The organism is Corallococcus sp. AB032C (assembly GCF_003668935.1).
Classification (GTDB): Bacteria; Myxococcota; Myxococcia; order Myxococcales; family Myxococcaceae; genus Corallococcus; species Corallococcus exiguus.
Map to the genome: position 1 here is coordinate 34453 of NZ_RAWP01000024.1, position 18507 is coordinate 52959.

Annotated in this window: 14 protein-coding genes; 8 read left to right on the forward strand and 6 right to left on the reverse strand. The window is 70.9% G+C overall.

The window, feature by feature from the left end; all coding sequences use genetic code 11:
* Nucleotides 1–162: 162 nt before the first annotated feature.
* Both D7X99_RS13340 and D7X99_RS13345 read left to right on the forward strand, forming a co-directional pair.
* Nucleotides 163–2766 carry a response regulator gene (locus D7X99_RS13340; RefSeq protein ID WP_121778134.1) on the forward strand — a complete coding sequence of 868 codons (2604 nt, stop codon included), beginning with the start codon at nt 163–165 and terminating at the stop codon, nt 2764–2766.
* A complete protein-coding gene (locus D7X99_RS13345; protein ID WP_121778135.1) occupies nt 2763–3899 on the forward strand; it encodes a class I SAM-dependent RNA methyltransferase in 1137 nt (378 codons plus the stop codon). Before D7X99_RS13340 ends, D7X99_RS13345 begins: the two co-directional genes overlap by 4 nt.
* A 1-nt stretch (nt 3900) precedes the next feature.
* On the opposite strand, the gene D7X99_RS13350 is transcribed toward D7X99_RS13345, so the two are convergent.
* The 3 genes from D7X99_RS13350 to D7X99_RS13360 form a co-directional block, all read right to left on the reverse strand.
* Entirely contained in the window at nt 3901–5505 is a 1605-nt protein-coding gene (locus D7X99_RS13350; protein ID WP_121778136.1) for an ATP-binding protein, read from the reverse strand.
* 241 nt (nt 5506–5746) lie between these two features.
* Nucleotides 5747–7042 (reverse strand): TIGR02266 family protein, encoded by a 1296-nt coding sequence (locus D7X99_RS13355; RefSeq protein ID WP_121778137.1) that lies wholly within the window; start codon nt 7040–7042, stop codon nt 5747–5749.
* A 16-nt stretch (nt 7043–7058) separates the two neighbouring features.
* Nucleotides 7059–7433 (reverse strand): response regulator, encoded by a 375-nt coding sequence (locus D7X99_RS13360; protein WP_121778176.1) that lies wholly within the window; start codon nt 7431–7433, stop codon nt 7059–7061.
* Nucleotides 7434–7514: 81 nt separating this feature from the next.
* Between D7X99_RS13360 and D7X99_RS13365 the strand changes: the two genes are divergently transcribed.
* Nucleotides 7515–8912 (forward strand): M20/M25/M40 family metallo-hydrolase, encoded by a 1398-nt coding sequence (locus D7X99_RS13365; RefSeq protein ID WP_169830973.1) that lies wholly within the window; start codon nt 7515–7517, stop codon nt 8910–8912.
* A gap of 28 nt (nt 8913–8940) precedes the next feature.
* Nucleotides 8941–9966 (forward strand): hypothetical protein, encoded by a 1026-nt coding sequence (locus D7X99_RS13370; RefSeq protein WP_121778139.1) that lies wholly within the window; start codon nt 8941–8943, stop codon nt 9964–9966.
* A 25-nt stretch (nt 9967–9991) separates the two neighbouring features.
* Here the strand turns inward: D7X99_RS13370 and pip are convergent, their stop codons facing one another.
* Together pip and D7X99_RS13380 are read right to left on the reverse strand one after the other, a co-directional pair.
* A complete protein-coding gene (gene pip, locus D7X99_RS13375) occupies nt 9992–10957 on the reverse strand; it encodes a prolyl aminopeptidase (protein WP_121778140.1) in 966 nt (321 codons plus the stop codon).
* A 315-nt stretch (nt 10958–11272) separates the two neighbouring features.
* A complete protein-coding gene (locus D7X99_RS13380) occupies nt 11273–12454 on the reverse strand; it encodes a small ribosomal subunit Rsm22 family protein (protein WP_120577494.1) in 1182 nt (393 codons plus the stop codon).
* A 58-nt stretch (nt 12455–12512) separates the two neighbouring features.
* Between D7X99_RS13380 and D7X99_RS13385 the strand changes: the two genes are divergently transcribed.
* The 4 genes from D7X99_RS13385 (at nt 12513) to D7X99_RS13400 (ending at nt 17447) form a co-directional block, all read left to right on the forward strand.
* Nucleotides 12513–13523, forward strand: coding sequence for an ATP-binding cassette domain-containing protein (locus D7X99_RS13385; protein WP_121778141.1), 1011 nt, complete (start codon nt 12513–12515; stop codon nt 13521–13523).
* Entirely contained in the window at nt 13520–14326 is an 807-nt protein-coding gene (locus D7X99_RS13390) for an ABC-2 family transporter protein (RefSeq protein WP_121778142.1), read from the forward strand. The genes D7X99_RS13385 and D7X99_RS13390 overlap by 4 nt, the downstream gene beginning before the upstream one ends.
* Nucleotides 14327–14333: 7 nt before the next feature.
* Nucleotides 14334–15128, forward strand: a complete 795-nt coding sequence (locus tag D7X99_RS13395; protein WP_121778177.1) for an ABC transporter permease — start codon at nt 14334–14336, stop codon at nt 15126–15128.
* Nucleotides 15129–15272: 144 nt separating this feature from the next.
* Nucleotides 15273–17447, forward strand: a complete 2175-nt coding sequence (locus D7X99_RS13400) for a kelch repeat-containing protein (RefSeq protein ID WP_233613354.1) — start codon at nt 15273–15275, stop codon at nt 17445–17447.
* A 43-nt stretch (nt 17448–17490) separates the two neighbouring features.
* Here D7X99_RS13400 and D7X99_RS13405 read toward each other — a convergent pair whose 3' ends face one another.
* The gene (locus D7X99_RS13405; protein ID WP_121778143.1) at nt 17491–18396 is read right to left on the reverse strand and encodes a helix-hairpin-helix domain-containing protein; all 906 of its coding nucleotides are present in this window, start codon (nt 18394–18396) and stop codon (nt 17491–17493) included.
* Nucleotides 18397–18507: the final 111 nt, after the last annotated feature.

Consider the following 18507-nt stretch of genomic DNA (forward strand, 5'->3'; position numbering starts at 1 on the left):
GACGGCTGCCCCCGGGGAGGCCTGGCGTCCGGGAAGACGGGGCCCCCCAGCCTTTTGACCGGTGCGATGGAGGGGATGTCCGTACACTGGACGGGAACCCCTTTCCGCGTTCGCGGCGGCCCCAGGAAAGGCGGGGAGGTTGCTGGACCTCCCCGTGAATGGATGCAGGCACCCTTCGACTTCCAGACGCTCTTCGAACTGTCGCCCAATCCCTACATGCTGCTGGACCGGGAGCTGCGGTACGTCACCGCGAACGCGGCCTACCTGCGGGTGACCGCCAGCCGGCTGGAGGACCTGGTCGGGCGCCCCGTCTTCGAGGCCTTCCCGCACGATCCGGATGACCCGGCCAATGCCAGCCTCCGGATGCTGCGCGACTCGTTCGCCCGCGTGCTGACGGACCGGGTGCTGGACACGCTTGCCCTCATTCCCTACCGGGTGCCCCGCCAGACGGACGATGGCGTGGTGGTGGAGGAGCGCTACTGGAGCGCCACGCACACGCCCCTGTTGGACGGCCGGGGCGAGGTGGCCTTCATCCTCCAGCACACGATGGACGTGACGGAGCTGCAGCAGCTCAAGCGGGCCGTGCGCGGCGCGGAGACGTCACTGGATGGGGGCGGGCCCCGGACGCAGTTGATGGGCGGGGTGCTCGCGCGCGCCCAGGCGGTGCAGGAGGCCAACCGGGTGCTGGACGACGAGCGCCGGCACCTGCGCCGCCTGTTCGAACAGGCCCCGGGCTTCATGTGTTCGCTGAAGGGGCCGGAGCACGTGTTCGAGCTGGCCAACCGCTCCTACCTCCAGCTCGTGGGGCACCGGGACCTGGTGGGCAAGACGGTGCGGGAGGCGCTGCCGGAGGTGGCCGGGCAGGGCTTCTTCGAGCTGCTGGACCGGGTGTTCACGACCGGCGAGCCCTTCGTCGGGCACAACATGGGGCTGCAGTTGCAGCGCGAGCCCGGGGGGCCGCTGGTGGAGGCCTTCCTGGACTTCGTCTACCAGCCCGTCATCGAGGCGGACGGGAGCGTCTCCGGCATCTTCGTCCAGGGCCACGACATGACGGCGCAGAAGCGGGCGGAGGACGAGCTGGCCCGCCACCGCGAGCACCTGGAGGAGCTGGTGCGCGAGCGCACGCGGGCGCTGGAGGAGAGCGAGGCGGAGCGTCGCCAGGCGGAGGCCGCGCTGCTCCAGGCGCAGAAGATGGAGGCGGTGGGCAAGCTCACCGGCGGCGTGGCGCATGACTTCAACAACCTGCTCCAGGTGGTGAGCGGGAACCTCCAGTTGCTCCAGCGCGACACGGCGGGTGACTCGCGCGCGCAGCGGCGCCTGGAGACGGCGCTGGGCGCGGTGGAGCGTGGGGCGCGGCTGGCGTCGCAGTTGCTCGCGTTCGCGCGCAGGCAGCCCCTGGCGCCCACGGCGCTCAGCCTGGGACGGCTGGTGCGCGACATGGACGACCTCTTGCGCCGCGCCCTGGGCGAGGACGTGGAGGTGGAGACGGTCATCGCGGGCGGGCTGTGGAACACGTCCGTGGACCGCAACCAACTGGAGAACGTCATCCTCAACCTGGCCATCAACGCGCGCGACGCCATGGACGGCCGGGGCAAGCTGACCATCGAGGCCGGCAACGCGATGCTGGATGACCACTACGCGATGATGCACCCGGAGGTGACGGCGGGGCAGTACGTGCTGCTCGCCATCTCCGACACGGGCGCCGGCATGACGCCGGAGGTGATGCAGCGCGCGTTCGAGCCGTTCTTCACCACCAAGCCGGAGGGGCGCGGCACGGGCCTGGGCCTGAGCATGGTGTACGGCTTCGTGAAGCAGTCCGGCGGCCACGTCAAAATCTACAGCGAGCTGGGCCACGGCACGTCCATCAAGATCTACCTGCCGCGCACCTTCCAGGCGGCGGCGCAGCCGGCGGAGACCAGTACGGGGCCGGTGGAGGGCGGCACGGAGACCATCCTCGTGGTGGAGGACGACGCGGCGGTGCGGGCCACGGTGGTGGAGGTGCTCACGGAGCTGGGCTACCGCGTGCTCAAGGCGCACGACGGCCAGAGCGCGCTCGCGGTCATCCAGAGCGGCCTGCCGGTGGACCTGCTCTTCACGGACGTGGTGATGCCGGGGCCGGTGCGCAGCCCGGAGCTGGCGCGGCTGGCGAAGGCGCACCTGCCGGACGTCGAGGTGCTCTTCACGTCCGGCTACACGGAGAACGCCATCGTGCACGGCGGCCGGTTGGATCCAGGCGTGAGCCTCTTGTCCAAGCCGTACCGGCGCGAGGACCTGGCGCGAAAGATTCGCGTGCTCCTGCGTGGACGTGAGCAGCGGCTGGCGGCGAAGCCATACCGCGCGCCCACGCCCACGCCCGTGGAGGCGAAGGCGAACGGCGCGCTGCGCATCCTCCTGGTGGAGGACGACGCGGACATCCGCGAGTCCGCGTCCGAGTTGATGACGGACCTGGGGCACACCGTGCTCGCGGTGGAGAGCGCGGAGGCGGCGAGCGAGGCGCTGGCGAAGGATGCCTTCGACCTGCTCTTCACGGACGTGACGCTGCCGGGCAAGTCCGGCGTGGTGCTGGCGCGCGAGGCCGTGCGGCTGTATCCAGCCCTGCGAATCATCATTGCCTCTGGAGACTCGCGCGCGGTGTCGGCGGAGGACGGCCAGGTGCTGGAGCGTGTGGTGCTGCTGCCCAAGCCGTATGACTTGAATCAGATGGAGCGCGCGTTGGAGCAGGCCGCGATGGACGCGGGTTCCTCCGCACGGACGCGGTCGGCGTGACGGACGCTCAGGCCCGGACGGGCGAGTCCATCTACGTGTCCACGCTGCCGGGCCTGGAGCCCGCGCTGGAGTCGGAGGCGCGCGAACTGGGGCTGTCCTTCCGGCGCGCGGAGGGCGGCATCGAGTGCGAGGGCCCGGCCGGCCTGCACCAGACGGCGAACCTGCGCGTGCGCACCGCGAGCCGCGTGCTCCTGCGCCTGGGCACCTTCACGGCGCCCACCGCGGACGCGCTGGTGCATGGGCTGCGAGCGCTGCCCATGGCGGGCGTCTGGGACGGCAAGGTGCCACTGCGGCTGTCCGTGACCCTGCACCGCTCCGTGGCCCCGGGGCCCGCCGTGGTGCTGGAGTCCGCGGCCGTGGCCTGGGACCCGTGCGAGGTGACGGTCGCGGGACACCTGGACGAGGAGGGTGGGGGGCCGGAGCTCACGCTGCTGGTGCGCGGGGAAGGAGAGCGCTGGACGGTGAGCGTGGACACGTCCGGAGCGCCCCTCTACCAGCGCGGCTACCGGCAGGAGGTGGGGCGCGCGCCCCTGCGCGAGACGCTGGCCGTGGGCATCCTCCGGCTCGCGGGTTACGCGGGGGACGTGCCCCTGGTGGATCCGATGTGCGGCTCGGGCACGTTCCTGGTGGAGGGCGCGTGGATGTCCCAGCGCCGCGCGCCGGGTCTGCTGCGCACGTTCGCGTTCCAGTCCTTCCCGTCCTTCGACAAGGCGGCCTGGGCACACCGCCGCGCGGAAGCGGAAGCGGAGGGGCTGGCGGAGCCTCGCGCGCCCATGCGCGGATACGACCTCAACGCGGGTGCGCTGGGCACGGCGCGGCGCAATGCAAGACGCGCGGGCGTGACGCTGACGCTGGAGCGGCATGACCTGCGCACGCTGAAGGCCCCGCCGGACGCCCCCGGGCTCGTGGTGGCCAACCCGCCCTATGGCAAGCGCGTGGGCGAAACGGAGGACCTGCCGGACCTCTACCGCGCGTTGGGCGCGACGTTGAACGGCGCGTTCCGCGACTGGCGCAAGGCGCTCATCGTCCCCGAGGATCCGAAGCTGGTGGCGGCGCTGGGACTGAAGGGCGCGAGGCAGCTCCAGGTGAAGAACGGCGGCCTGCGCTGTCTGCTGGTGCTGGCGGGCGGCTGAGCTAGAGCGGCAGCACCAGCTCGAAGCGCGCGCCGCCTTCGGGACGCGCGCCCGCGCGCACCTTGCCTCCGTGCGCGAGCACCACGCGGCGCACGATGGCCAGGCCCAGGCCTCGGCCGTTGGCGCGGGTGAGGAAGAAGGGCTCGAAGACGCGCTGCGGATCCAACCCGGCGATGCCCGGGCCCTCGTCCTCCACGCTCAGCAAGACACCGTCCGGCACGCGGCGCACCTCCACGCGCACCGTGCCTCCGCGCGGCGAGGCCTGGATGGCGTTGCGCATCAGGTGCGTGACGGCCAGCTGCAACAGCGTCTCGTCACCGGACAGGTCCGGCACGTCCGGCGCCTCGTCGAACGCCACGCGCGGCTTGGGCAGCTCCTCCCGGCCGTGGAGCAGCTGCGCGAGCGCGCGGTGCACCAGCTCGCCCAGCGAGACGGGGCGCGGCCGGGGCTCCAGCGGGCGCACCGCGTCCAGCAGGTCGCGCACGATGTCCTCCAGCCGGATGGCCTCCTCCTCCAGCATCTCCACGGCGGAGGCGCCCGCGGGCCCCAGGCGGGGTTCACGCTTCAGCACCGCCACCGTGTTGAGGATGGCGCCCAGGGGGTTGCGCACTTCATGGGCCACGACGCCCGCCGCCTCGCCCAGCACCGTCAGCCGCTCGCTGGCGATGAGCTCGTTCTGCAGGCGGGACACCTCCGCGAGCCGTGCCTCCGCCGCGCGGTGATGCCGCACGTTCTCCAGCGCGCCGCCAATGAGCTGCGCGAACAACTCCAGCGCCCCCGCGTTCGCGGGCGTCAGCGTGGTGGACTGCACCGCCAGCACGCCGAAGGGCTCGTCCCCCACGAAGATGGGCGCGTCCAGCGCGCGTGAGCCCGGCGGATAGATGCGCTGGATGTTGTCCGCCACCTCTGGCGAGTGCAGCCGCCGAGCCATGGCGAAGGCATCCGGGTGGAACGCCGCCCGGCGGCTCGTGAGCACCTCCGCCAGGTGCGGCAGCCCCGAGCGGTGGAAGCGCACCGTGTGCACGTCCTGACCGTACAGCCGCGACGCCGCCGCCAGGCTCTCCGACTCCTGGCGCATGGGCCCGTGGCGCAGGAAGTCCCCCTCCAGCAGCATCACGGAGACGTAGAAGCCCTGCCGGTGAAGGGCCTCCACCGCCAGCTCCAACACCGCGCCCTCGTCGCGGCAGCGCAGGAGCTCCGCCGCGGTGGATACCAGCATGGTGGACAGCGTGCGCACCGCGTCCCCGCCCTCCGCGTCCAGGAGCAGCACCAACTGCTCCTCCGGCACGCGGCCCGGCGCGGTGACGGGGGAGAGCAGGTGCTGGCGTCCATCCGCGCCGCGCACGCGCACGAACGCGGGCCGCACCGGAGTGGGCTGCTCGCCGCGCATCAGCGCTTCGCACAGGGGCTCCACCCAGGCGCGCTCCTCCGGTCCGAAGCGCGCGGAGAGCTCCAGCAGTGACGGCAGCTCATCCTCGCTCAGGCCCAGCAGCGTCCGCAGCGCGGTGTTGGCGAACACCAGCCGGTCCCCGCGAATCACGAACAACGGCACCGGCAGCGCGGGCAGCAGGCCATCCAGCGAGCCGGGCGGGCCGGAGACGCTCATCGCCGCCCCTGCGTTCCAGGGGAACGGGAGCCCGGAGGCAATCGCCGCGCGGGTGTGCCGTAGGAAGGGATGAAGGCGTTGAGCACTGGAGGAGACACCATGAACTTCGCGAACGAGTTGGACCGCCGGGACCTGGAATTGAAGTCCGTCATGGCCGTGTGGGTCGCCTTCGTGGCGATGAGCGCGGTCTTCCTGGGCCAGCTGTTCTAATCCCGAGAGGAGTCACCCGCCCGGGAACCTGTCAGGGCTTCTTGGGGCGGCGGACGTACTGCTGGATGAAGTCCCGTTCCTCCGCGCGCAGCGAGCTCAGGCGCAACCCGTAGCCCTTGGGGTTCTTGCCGTCGTCCAGGGAGTTCTCCCAGATGACGGAGCTGCGCAGGGTCATCACCCGCTCCGGATCATCGAAGCGCAAGGTGAGCTCCACCTGCGTCCCCAGCCGCAGCGGCCGGTCCGTGCCGATGAACAGGCCGCCCGACGACAGGTTGATGATGCGGTGGTCGGTGAAGATGCCCATGTTCTTCATCGACACCTTCACGTCCGCGTGGAGCCGGTCGTCCGACCGGCGCTCCAGGCCCACGAACTCGGCGCTCGAATACGAGGGCGCGGGGGCGGCCATGGGGCGCCGGATGGGCGCGGGCGGAGGCGGTGCGGGAGCCGGCGCGGGCGGAGGCGGCGTCACCGGACGCGTCGTGGGCGTCATCACCGGCGGAGGCCGGGGCGGCGCGGGCGGGACCACCGGACGCGTCATGCTGCCCGGCACGGGCGTCGGCGGAATCGCGGCGGCCTGAGGACGCGTGAAGGAACCCGGCACGGGCGTTGGCGGAATCGCGGCGGCCTGAGAACGCGTCAGCGAACCCGGCACAGGCGTCGGCGGAATCTCCGCGGCCGGCGGACGCGTGAGGGAACCCGGAACAGGCGTCGGCGGAATCGCGGCGGCCTGAGGACGCGAGGCCTGGGGCGTCATCACCGGAGGCGGACGCGCGGGCACCGCGGATCCACTCATCGGCAGCGGCGCGGAGGGAAGCGCGCCGCCCATGTCCAGCCGGGGCGGCGGGGGCGCGGGGGGCTGCATCGCGCCCTGGAGGAAGAGCGTCTCCGCCTCGCGGATCCGCCGCGAGAGGAAGTCGAAGATTTCAACGGAGACCTTGCGCAGCTCCGGGTGCAGATCCGGCGACAGGTGCTCCGGTGAGAAGCGCTTCGCCATGCGGAAGAAGGCGAGCCGGAACTCATCGAGCGACGCCTGTGGCTTGAGCCCGAACACCTCGTGCGGCGGCAGGTGCAGCAGTCCGCGCAGTTGGTTGCGAAGGCGCTCGGCCTGCTGGTTTTCGACGGAGGGCGTGGGCGCCGCGGTGGTGAACAGGTCGCGCACCTCCGGGAGTTCCTGGAGCGCGATCCAGTTCGTGCCGTCGCGCGACGCGCGCACGGCTGTCTTCAGGCGACCGGAGGCGATGAGGTCGCGGAAGGCCTGCAGCTGCAGGGGGCCCAGCACTCGGCCGAGCGAATCTCCCACCCAGTAACCGACAACGGATGACGACACGGGGACCTCAGCGGAATCAGGACGCGAGCGCCTGGCGTACGGCGGCGGCGATCTCCAGGGGATGGAAGGGCTTGCCCACGAAGCCCATCGCCCCCGCGGCGATGGCCTGCTCCACCACGGGCTCCGCGTCCATGCTGCTGATGACCAGCACGCGCGTATCCGGTGAAACAGTCTTGATGGCGCCCAGCACCTCCAGCCCGCTCTTCTTCGGCATGAAGAGGTCCAGGAACATCACCGCCGGCTGCTCCTTCTCCGCCAGCGCCAGCCCTTCCTCCCCGTCCGCGGCCTCCAGCAGCCGCAGGTCGATCCCCGTGTCCGCGATGACGTCCTTGAGGATGCGACGCACGAAGCTGTCGTCATCCACCAACAGCAGGGTAGGTAGTCCGGGCATGGGCGGAGGATACATAAGACGCGCGACGTTTGGGCGCGCGCATCCCACGTGCCTGCTCGGCTTTTGGGTTAAGGGGTGGGCATGTCCACCCATCCCGCGCTGTCCCATTTCGAGGCCCACAAGGCCGCGTACCTGGAGGACCTCAAGGCCCTCGTACGCATACCCAGTGTGTCCTTTCCCGGGTTCGACGCCGCCATTGTGCGAAAGAGCGCGGAGGCCACCGCGGCCCTGTTGAAGGACCGTGGGTTTGAAAACGTTCAACTGCTCGAAATCGAGGGCGCGCACCCGTATGTCTATGGCGAGGTGCTCAAGGCGCCGGGCCGGCCCACGCTCCTCCTCTACGCGCACCACGACGTGCAGCCCGCGGGAGATGAAGCGGCCTGGAAGAGCCCGCCCTTCGAGCCCGAGGAGCGCGACGGCCGCCTGTACGGACGCGGCGCGGCGGACGACAAGGCAGGCATCGTCGTGCACACCTCCGCCGTGGACGCGTGGCTCAAGAGCACCGGCCAACTCCCACTCAACGTGAAGGTCATCATCGAGGGCGAGGAGGAGGCGGGCAGTGACCACCTGGGTGCATTTCTCCAGAAGCACGCGAAGCTGGTGGCGGCGGACGCCATCGTGTTGACGGACACGACGAACTTCGACACGGGGCTGCCGTCCATCACCACGGCGCTGCGTGGGCTGGTGACGGTGGACGTGGAGGTGCGGGGGCTGCAGCAGGCGGTGCACTCCGGCATGTGGGGCGGGCCCATTCCGGATCCCGCGATGGCGCTGTGCCGGATGCTGGCGTCGCTGACGCACGCGGATGGCACCATCGCGATTGAAGGTGTGATGGAGCAGGTGAAGCCGCTGACGGACGCGGAGCGCCAGAGCATCCAGGCGCTGCCCGGTGACGACGCGACCTTCCGCGAGCAGGTGGGCATGCGCGAGGGCGTGCAGCTGCTGGGCGGTGGGCGGCACCCCTGGGAGACGAACTGGCGCCAGCCGAGCCTGGCCATCAACGCCATCCAGGCCAGCAGCCGCAAGGACGCGCGCAACATCGTGGTGGAGTCCGCGTGGGCGCGCGTGGGCATCCGCGTGGTGCCGGACATGAATCCGGAGGACGTGCAGCGCCGGCTGGTGGCGCACCTGAAGAAGGTGTGCCCGTGGGGCCTGGAGCTGGAGATCCGCGAGGACCAGGCATCCGGCTGGTGGTACACGGATTCGTCGCATCCCGCGTTCCAGGCGGCGTTCCGCGCGCTGGAGAAGGGCTACGCGAAGAAGCCGGTCACCATCGGGTGCGGTGGCTCGATTCCGTTCGTGGAGCCGTTCGCGAAGGAGCTGGGCGGCGTGCCCGCGCTGCTCATCGGCGTGGAGGATCCGTACACGTACGCCCACTCGGAGAACGAGAGCTTGCACCTGGGCGACTGGGAGAAGGCCATCCGCTCCGCCATCCATCTCTATGAGGAGCTGGCGAAGTCGCTGACCCCTCGCGGCTGAGCGAGGAATGGGGTGGAGTGCGCGCTCCATGCGCTCGCCCCGTCCCGTCTGGAGTGTCCTCGCCGTCCTGAGCTGTGTCCTGTCCTCCACGGGGGCCCTGGGAGCGGAAGCGCCTTGGGCCGTCGTGCTGGGGCAGGACGCGAATGCGCCTGCGCTGTCCAAGAAGCTGGCCGAGCTGAAGAAGGACCGTGCGCTGGCGTGGGCGAAGCCGGCGAAGGGCTTCCCCAAGGTGATGGCCGCCAAGGCGCTTCCGGGGTTCGAGGAAGGACAGCAGTTCGCGGTGCTGGGCGTGTGCGGCACGAAGGAGGACGCGGACCGCGCGATGGCCCTGGTGCGGCCCTGGGCGCAGGACACGTCCGTGCGGCAGCTGACCGGCACCGCCGCGCTGTCGTGCCCCACGCCCAACGCGCTGAAGTCTCCGCTCAAGACGGACGCGAAGGCGGCTGCCTCGCATCCGTTCCCGAACGCGCCGGGCCTGGTGCTCACCGAGCACCGGTTGAACCCGCGCACGGTGATGGAGTGCCAGTCCTCGGACCTGCTGCTGCGCGTGGCTCAGGGGCCGGCCGTGCTGGCGGAGGTCCTGATGAAGGGTCAGTGCGTGGGGCCGTGCACGCCGGAGGATCAAGCCCAGGCGAAGGAGCGCGTCATGGCGCTTCAGGCCCAGGCGAAGCAGGGCAGCACGACGGCGGAGCTGCTCCTCAAGGACAGTGCCACGAGCTGCATGGCCCGGGATGCACGCGTCCAGAAGGTGGTCACCGACCTGGGGATGCCCATGGCGGTGGTGGCCGTCGGCTCGCCCATCGTGAGCCTGAAGAAGCCGGACGGCGTCCTGATGGCGCCAGGCTGCGGGAAGCTGGTGGAGTCGCCCTCCCTGACGGAGCCCGGGGCGGACGACCTGTCGCTGGTGGAGCTCATGGCGGATCAGCCGGGGCCGGAGGCGTGGAAGCGCTTCAACGTCTCCACGGCGGGCCAGCACGTGGCCCATCTCGTGTGGAACCCCCGCAAGTGCGAGTGGCAATCGGACGACCCGGAGCCCGAAGGCCAGGACATGTGACGTCCTGGCCCGTGCCCGCGGCCCGTTACAGGCCGCGGAAGCGGTCCGTGGCTTCGATGAGCGCGGAGGTGTTGCCGGGCTCGTTGGCGGAGTGGCCCGCGTCCGGCACGATGACGAATTGGGCCTCCGGCCACGCGCGGTGCAGGGCCCACGCGCTCTCCGGCGGGCACACGACGTCGTAGCGGCCCTGCACGATGACGGTGGGGATGTGGCGGATGCGGTGCACGTCGTCCAACAGCTGGGTGTCCGTGCGCAGGAAGCCCTTGTTCACGAAGTAGTGGCACTCGATGCGCGCGAAGGCGATGGCGAAGTCGTCGCCCGCGTTGCGCGCGATGAGCTCCGCGTTGGGGTACAGGCAGCTGGTGCGGCCCTCCCATACGCTCCACGCCTTCGCGGCCTCCTGCTGTGAATGCTTGTCGTCACCCATCAGCCGCTTCGCGTAGGCCTGGAGCAGGTCGCCGCGCTCGTCCTCGGGGATGGGCGCGATGAAGTGCTCCCACGCGTCCGGGAACATCGCGCTCGCGCCGCGCTGGTAGAACCAGTCGATCTCCTGCTTGCGCAGCAGGAAGATGCCGCGCAGCACCAGCTCCGTGACTCGCTCCGGGTGGGCCTCCGCGTACGCGAGCGACAGGGTGCTGCCCCACGAGCCGCCGAAGAGCATCCAGCGCTCCAGGTCCAGGTGCTCGCGCAGCCGCTCCATGTCCGCCACCAGGTCCCAGGTGGTGTTCTCCATCAGGCTGGCGTGCGGCGTGCTGCGGCCACAGCCTCGCTGATCAAAGAGGATGATGCGGTACACGCTGGGGTCGAAGAAGCGGCGCTGCTTCGGGTCGGTGCCGCCGCCCGGGCCGCCGTGCACGAACACCACGGGCTTGCCCTTCGGGTTGCCGCTCTCCTCGAAGTGCACCGTGTGGCCACCGGTGACCTTCAACTGGCCGGTGCGGTAGGGCTCGATGGAGGGATAGAGCGTTCGCAGCGGCGTGGGTGCGGGCACGGGGTTCCTTCCTTGGGAATGGGGTGCGGCGCAACCTAACAACAGACGGCGCCCACGGGGCGAGCCGTTCAGAGATACCACGTCAGCCCGAGAACGAGTCGCCACGGTCCTCCTTCGACGGTGGTGCCGCGCTGATGCGGGCCGCCATCGCGCTCCTGGAAAATTTCACGCCGGAGCGGCCAGGCATTGTCGTCGCGTGGGCCGCGCCGGAGGCGAGGAGGACGAGCAGCGTGAATCGACTGCGGGGCACGGGGGCCTCCGGGGGAAGGACTGCATCCCTCTACGGAGTGGCCGCCGTGCCCTGGTCGTCTCCGCTCAGGGTTTCGGAGGTTCCGGGGGCTTGGGCGCGGGAGGCACGCCGCGTCCGGCCTGGGCCACCATGCGCACCTCGGCGTTCTCCCCGAGCGCGAAGCCGTCGCCCTTCGTCTCCAGGTCCGTCGCCTCGATGACGTCTCCGCGCTGGAGGTGGAAGAACTTCTCGTTCTTCTCCGAGCGGTGGCGCTCCTGCATCGCCAGCCCCACGCGCCCCTCCGGCCCGCAGCCGATGTAGCGCTGGCGGCCCTTGCCCTCCAACGACTCGCTGACGATGCGGAACAGCCGGCCCGGCGGCGGCTCCGGCCACGGCTCGCCCTTGGGCGCCAGCAGCAGGTAGCTCATCTTGAGCGATTCCTTGTGGAAGCCCGCCACGCGCGCCAGCTCCTCCACCACGCGAGGCATGGGCCACGCGCGCTCGGCGTGGCACCAGTCCGTCTCCTTCACCAGCGCGGGGCACGCGCCGCGATACATGCACGGCGCGCGGATGGCGTAGCCGCGCTCCACCATCAGGTCTCGCACCTTGAGCAGGTTGCGGCTCGTCTCGCGCAGCGCGGGCTCCATCACCAGCAGGCTGCCGCCCTTCTTCACCTTCGCGAGCACCGACTCCAGCAGCGCCGCGCGCGGCTTCAGCGCTTCATCCGTCGCGCCGTACAGCTCGTTCACGACGTGTCCCATCGTGATGAGGTCGTACTGGCCATCCGGCAGCGTGGCGTTCTTCTTCATCGGATCCCACTCGCGCGTGGCCATGGCCTCGCCGGCCTCCGTGGCCAGCTCGCGCGCCAGGTTCAGCGCGGGCTTGCTGCGGTCCGCGGCCGTCACTTCACTGGCGCCCGCATCCATGGCCGCGAAGGCCACCGGGCCCGGGCCGCTGCCCAGGTCCAGCACCTGCCGGGGGCGGTTCGGCAGCTCGCCCAGCACCTGGCGCGCCTGGGCGTAGGACACCGGCCAGTAGAAGAGCAGGTAGGCGCCCAAGAGGCGAGGGTCGTCCATGTACCGGGCGCCGGCCAGCTGGCGCTCGCGGGTGAGGCCGTGCGACAGCTGCTTCACGCCCGCGCCCACCTCCTTGACCTCCTGCGGCGTGAGGCGTCCCTCCGGCCCGTCCTCTCGACCCCGGGACGCGCGCCACACGGAGATGAGCCGGGGCAGCCATCGCTCCAGGTCCTTGCTGTATGCGTTGCTCATCGTTGCCTTCACATCAGGGGTCGCCACCCGGAGGCGACCGCGTTAAACCCATCCCGCCATGATTTCCGTCCGAGGACTGCGCAAGCACTATCAGGTCCACAAGCGCCCGCCTGGCCTGAAGGCGGCCCTGCGCTCGCTCGTCCACCGCAGCTACACGACCGTCAAGGCCGTGGACGGTATCTCCTTCGACATCAAGCCCGGGGAGCGCGTGGGCTTCCTGGGCCCCAACGGCGCCGGCAAGACGACGACGCTCAAGGTGCTCGCCGGCCTGCTCCACCCGTCCGAGGGTGAAGTCACCGTGGATGGCCACGTGCCCCGGCTGCGCGAAGAGGCGTTCCTCAAGAAGATCATGCTGGTGATGGGGCAGAAGCAGCAGCTCCTGTGGGATTTGCCGCCGTCGGAGACGTTCGAACTCAACCGCGCCATCTACGACGTGCCCCGCCTCCAGTACAAGCAGACGCTGGATGAGCTGGTGTCGCTGCTGGAGCTGGGGGACCTCATCGGCAAGCCCACGCGGCAGCTCAGCCTGGGGGAGCGGATGAAGTGCGAGCTGGCCGCGGCCCTCATCCACCGCCCCCGGGTGCTCTTCCTGGACGAGCCCACCATCGGCCTGGACGTGTCCATGCAAGTGACGATGCGCGCGTTCATCAAGGCCTACAACGAGCAGACGGGCGCCACGCTCATCCTGACCAGCCACTACATGGACGACGTGGCGGCGCTCTGCCCGCGCGTCATCGTCATCGACAAGGGGCAGCTGTCCTACGACGGCAGCCTGGACGCGCTGGTGCAGCGCGTGCGCCCGGAGAAGCGCGTGGTGCTGCGGCTGGGCCAGCCGGTGGACGCAAGCCTGCTGGCGCCGCTGGGCAAGGTGGTGTCGCACGAGCCGGGCTCGGCGGTGCTCCAGGTCCAGCAGGACGCGGTGAACGCCACGGTGGGCCGCGCGCTGTCCACGCTGCCGGTGACGGACCTGACGGTGGAGAACGCGCCCCTGGAAGAGGTGATGAGCGAGCTGTTCCAGGAGGGCAAGGCGCGCCGGGCGGAGGCCGCCCGGGAGGCGGTGACGGCGTGAGCCTGCGCACGGCCCTCAAGGCGCTGCCCACGATGCTGCGCATCGGCTTCTCCGAGGCGGTGGCCTACCGCGCGGAGATGATCATCTGGGTGCTGGCCACCACCATGCCGCTCATCATGCTGGCGCTGTGGTCGGCGGTGGCGCGCGGCGGGCCGGTGGGCCGCTTCGGGCAGGCGGAGTTCACGGGCTACTTCCTCGCGGCCTTCTGCGTGCGGCAGCTCACCAGCTCCTGGGTGGCGTGGCTGCTCAGCTACGAGGTGAAGCAGGGCACGCTGGCGATGCGGCTCCTGCGGCCCATCTCCCCGCTGCTGTCGTACGCGACGGAGGTGCTGGCGGGCATTCCGCTGCGCGTCGCCATCGTCCTGCCCGTGCTGGGCATCAGCGTGTGGGTGGCGGGCGCCGAGCGCGCCGTGCCCACGTCGCTGGGGGGCTGGGGGCTGTTCGCGCTGGGCATCGTGGGCGCGTGGCTGATCACGTTCTATCTGAACGTGCTGCTGGGCACGCTGAGCCTGTTCCTGGAGAGCAGCCAGAAGCTGATGGAAGTCTACATGGTGCTGTTCTTCGTCTGCTCCGGGTACATGTTCCCGGTGGAGTTCTTCCCGCCCGGCGTGCGCACCGTCATGGAGTGGCTGCCGTTCCGCTACCAGATGGGGCTGCCGGTGGAGCTGATGACGGGGGCGCATTCGGCGAAGGACGCGTGGGCGCTGCTCGGGGCGCAGTGGACGTGGGTGCTGGGCCTGGGCGTGGTGTCCATGGCTGTCTGGCGGCGGGGCCTGGCGCGCTTCGCGGCGTTCGGAGGGTAGGGCGGTGGTGAACGCGAAGCGCTACCTGCGCTTGTTGGGTGTGCAGCTGAAGGCCTCCGGGCTGCTGGCGTTGCAGTACCGCGCGGACTTCCTGGCGGAGGGGCTGACTTCACTCGCGTGGACGTTCACCGCGCTGGCGCCGCTGTTCGTCGTCTTCGGCGCGCGGCCCAACATCGAGGGGTGGACGTTCCAGGAGTCGCTGCTGGTGGTGGGCTGGTTCACGTTGCTCCAGGGGGTGCTGGAGGGCGCCATCAGCCCCAGCCTCACGGGCATGGTGGAGCACATCCGCAAGGGCACGCTGGACTTCGTGCTGCTCAAGCCCGCGGACGCGCAGTTCCTGGTGTCCACGCAGCGCTTCCTGCCGTGGCGCGCGGTGAACGTGCTGTCTGGCGTGGGGCTGTTCGTCTACGCGTTCGTGTCGCTGGGGCGCTGGCCTTCGCTGCCGGGCGTGTTCGCGTCGCTGGTGTTGCTCGGGACGAGCATGCTCATCCTCTACTCGATGTGGATCCTCGTGGTGAGCGCGGCCTTCTTCGTGGTGAAGGTGGACAACCTCACGTACCTGTTCACGTCCATCTTCGACGCGGCCCGCTGGCCGTCCTCGGTGTTCCGGGGCTCGCTGGCGTGGGTGTTCACCTTCATCATCCCGCTGGCGCTGATGACCACCTTCCCCGCGCTCGCGCTGCTGGGCCGGCTGCCGTGGACGTGGCTCGTGGGGGCGGTGGTGGGCTCGGTGGCGTTCGCGGCGATGGCGCGTTGGGTGTGGCTGATGTCCATCCGCCACTACACGTCCGCGAGCAGCTGACGCCTCAGGGCCGCGGTTCTGCTCTCACCGGAATGTCTGGCTGATAGGAATTCCGCTGTGGTGTCTTGCCTTCGTCTGGGTTAAGGGGCCGCCCCCCATGCGGTGAAAGCCGCATCCCCCATGAAGTGAAGGAAGTTCCCCTCGATGACCCGTATCCGTTTTCACGGCCTGCTGGCCGCGCTCGCGCTTGCGTGCGCGACAGCCTGTGCCCCCGAAGCTCCGTCTTTCATTGACGTCCCCTCCACCTCCACCTCGCGCCTGGACGCGTCCTCGTGGGGCAGCGCCGGCACCATGGCCTCCGTGCGCGTGGATGCCTCGGCCACCCTGCTGCGCAATGGCTATGTGCTCGTCGCGGGCGGAGGCACGTCCGCCGCGGAGCTGTATGATCCGCGCACCAGCCGCTGGTTCTCGCTGGGCGCCATGGCCACGAGCCGCCAGCGCCACACCGCCACGCTGCTGGCCTCCGGCAAGGTGCTGGTCGTGGGTGGAGGCACCTCCGTGCTGGCCTCGGCCGGCGCGGAGCTCTTCGACCCGGACACCAACAGCTGGTCCGCCGCGACGGGACTGGACCTGCCCCGCTCCCAGCACACCGCGACGCTGCTCCCGGATGGCCGGGTGCTGGTGGCGGGCGGCGACAGTGGCTTTGGCAACGCGCTGTCCAGCGTGATGCTCTACTCCCCCGCGACCCATTCCTGGTCCGTCACCGGCCAGATGAGCGCGGCCCGGCTGGGCCATGCGGCGACGCTGCTGCCGGATGGGCAGGTGCTGGTGACGGGCGGCCGGGACAGCGCCAACGGGAACGTGCTCGCGACGGCGGAGCGCTATGACCCCGCGACGGGCGCGTGGACGGCGGCGGGCTCCATGGTCACGCAGCGCACGGGGCACACGGCGACGCTGCTGCTCTCCGGGCAGGTGCTGGTGGCGGGCGGCTTCGCGGGCAGCCTCGCCACGAACACCTCCGAGTTGTTCGACCTTGGTACCGGCAGCTGGACGTCGCAGGGCACGCTGCCGTCCCAGTCCGTCTTCCACACCGCGACGCTGCTCACCTCCGGGCAGGTGCTGGTGACGGGAGGCTCCACGGGCGGCCAGCCCTACCTGGACAGCGCCGCGCTCTACACTCCGGCCACCGGCCTCTGGACGGCGACGGCGACGATGGCATCGCGCCGCATCAGCCACGCCGCCGCGCTGCTCCCGACGGGAGAGGTCCTCGTGCTGGGCGGCGTGCCCCAGGCGGGTTCGCGCAGTGCGTCCGCGGAGCGCTACCGCCCGGCCGTCCTGCCGTGGAGCGCGGCCGCGAGCCTCGGCTCCGCGCGCTCGCAGCTCAGCGCCACCCGGCTGAACACGGGCGAAGTGCTGGTGGCGGGCGGGGCGTCCTCGTCGGGCGCCGCGCTCGTGAGCGCCGTGCTGTACGACGAGGCGGCGGACCGCTGGCAGGACACCGGCTCGCTGCGCACCGCGCGCTTCCTGCACTCCGCCACGCCCTTGAATGACGGCCGGGTGCTGGTGAGCGGCGGGCAGCGGGACGCCTCCACCTGGCTGTCCGCAACGGAGGTGTACGCGCCCACCACGGGGACCTGGGCGCTGGTGGGAGACCTGGGGACGGGACGGGCCCGTCACACCGCGACGCTGCTCCCGGGCTCTGGCCAGGTGCTGGTGACGGGCGGCGCGTCGGGCTCGAGCACGTCCTCCACGCTCGCCAGCGCGGAGCTGTTCAATCCGGCCACGGGCACCTGGAGCGCCACGAGCGCCATGGGACACGCGCGCACGTACCACACGGCCGTGCCGCTGCCTTCGGGCGAGGTGCTGGTGATGGGCGGCAGCTCCACCGGGGCGGACGCCATCACCGCGAGCGCGGAGCTGTTCAATCCGGCCACGGGCACGTGGCGGCCCACGGCGTCCATGGCGGTGGCACGCTACGGCCACATCGCGGTGCCGCTGGGCAATGGCAGCCAGGTGCTGGTGGCGGGCGGATGGGGCGTGGATGGGCCGCTGCGCTCGGCGGAGCTGTACGACGTCGCGCAAGGCACCTGGAAGACCGTGGCGTCCATGAACATGCCGCGCTACCTGCCGCACGCCACGGCGCTGACCACGGGCCGCGTGCTGGTGGTGACGGGGGAGGGCGGCTCGGGGCTGGGCGTGCTCGACTCCGCGGAGGTGTATGACGTCGCGATGAACGCGTGGACGCCCGCGGGCATCCAGTCCACGCGCAACACGCACCATGGCCTGGCCTTGATGCCCTCCGGCCGCGTGCTGGTCGCGGGCGGCAGTGGAAGCGGCGGCGCGCGCTCCGCTGTCGACGTGTACACCCCGGCGCCTTGAGCCCAGGCACACGGGGCGGGCTCATGCACTGCCTGCCCCGTGTTCAGGCCCCCGCGTGCGGTGCTTCGTGCGCCGCGTCCCCGCGGGCGTAGTACGCGAGGCATTCGTCCTCGCGTCCGCGCACCACGCGTCTGCCATTGAGCGGGCCGGCGTGGGAGGTCACCACGGTGCACTGACCTTCCACGTCGCCCTGGTCGTAGTAGAGGACCACCCAGTCATCCGTGGCGTGCTGCTGGTGCGCCAGCGCCGTGTTGGAGAACAGCGCGCGGAAGTTCCAGTCGTCCACGTGCTCGCGCAGCACCGGCAGCCAGGCTTCGCCGGATGGATTGAAGCGTTTGGGCGCGATGCGACGCAGCTCCCCGTCCTCCGACCTCCGCCGGTAGTCCGCGTCCACCCGCAGCAGCAGCGCCACGGTGGGCCGTGGCCCGTCCTCTCGCCCGTGCTCCCGTCCCCGCTCGCGCTCGCGCCGGTTGCGCCCCAGCCGCGCCGCCAGCACCTCGCGGACCTGCTCCGCGCGCCGGGGCCCGAAACCCTCCACCCGTTCCAGACGCCCGTCGTGCGCGGCCAGCTCCAGCGCCTCCAGCGTGGTGATGTCCAACGCTTCATGGATGCGCTTCGCCAGCTCCGGTCCGATGCCGGGCACGCTGGCGAGCAGGCCCTCGGGGGACGCTTCACCCTCCAGCCGCTCGAGCAGCCCCACGTGTCCCGTGCGCACCAGCTCCGCGACCGTCGCCGCGATGCTCTTTCCCACGCCGGGCAACGCCCGCAGGCCCGCCTCTCCCTCCGCCGCCAGCACCTGCGCGACAGAGTCCGGCCAGTTCGCGATGGTCGCCGCCGCCTTGCGGTAGGCCCCTATCCGGAAGGGCATCGCGTCCTGCGTTTCCAGCAGGTCCGCCACCCGCTCCAGCGCGTCCGCGATGTCGATGTTGCTCTTCCATTCGACGCCCATGGTCCCTGGAAGGTAGGGGCTCCCCGGGAGGGCGGCCACCCCGTGAGCCGACACACGCGCACATGGCGGCCGCCCAAAGGGAAAATTCCCCGCCCCGCAACCGCGCCGGGT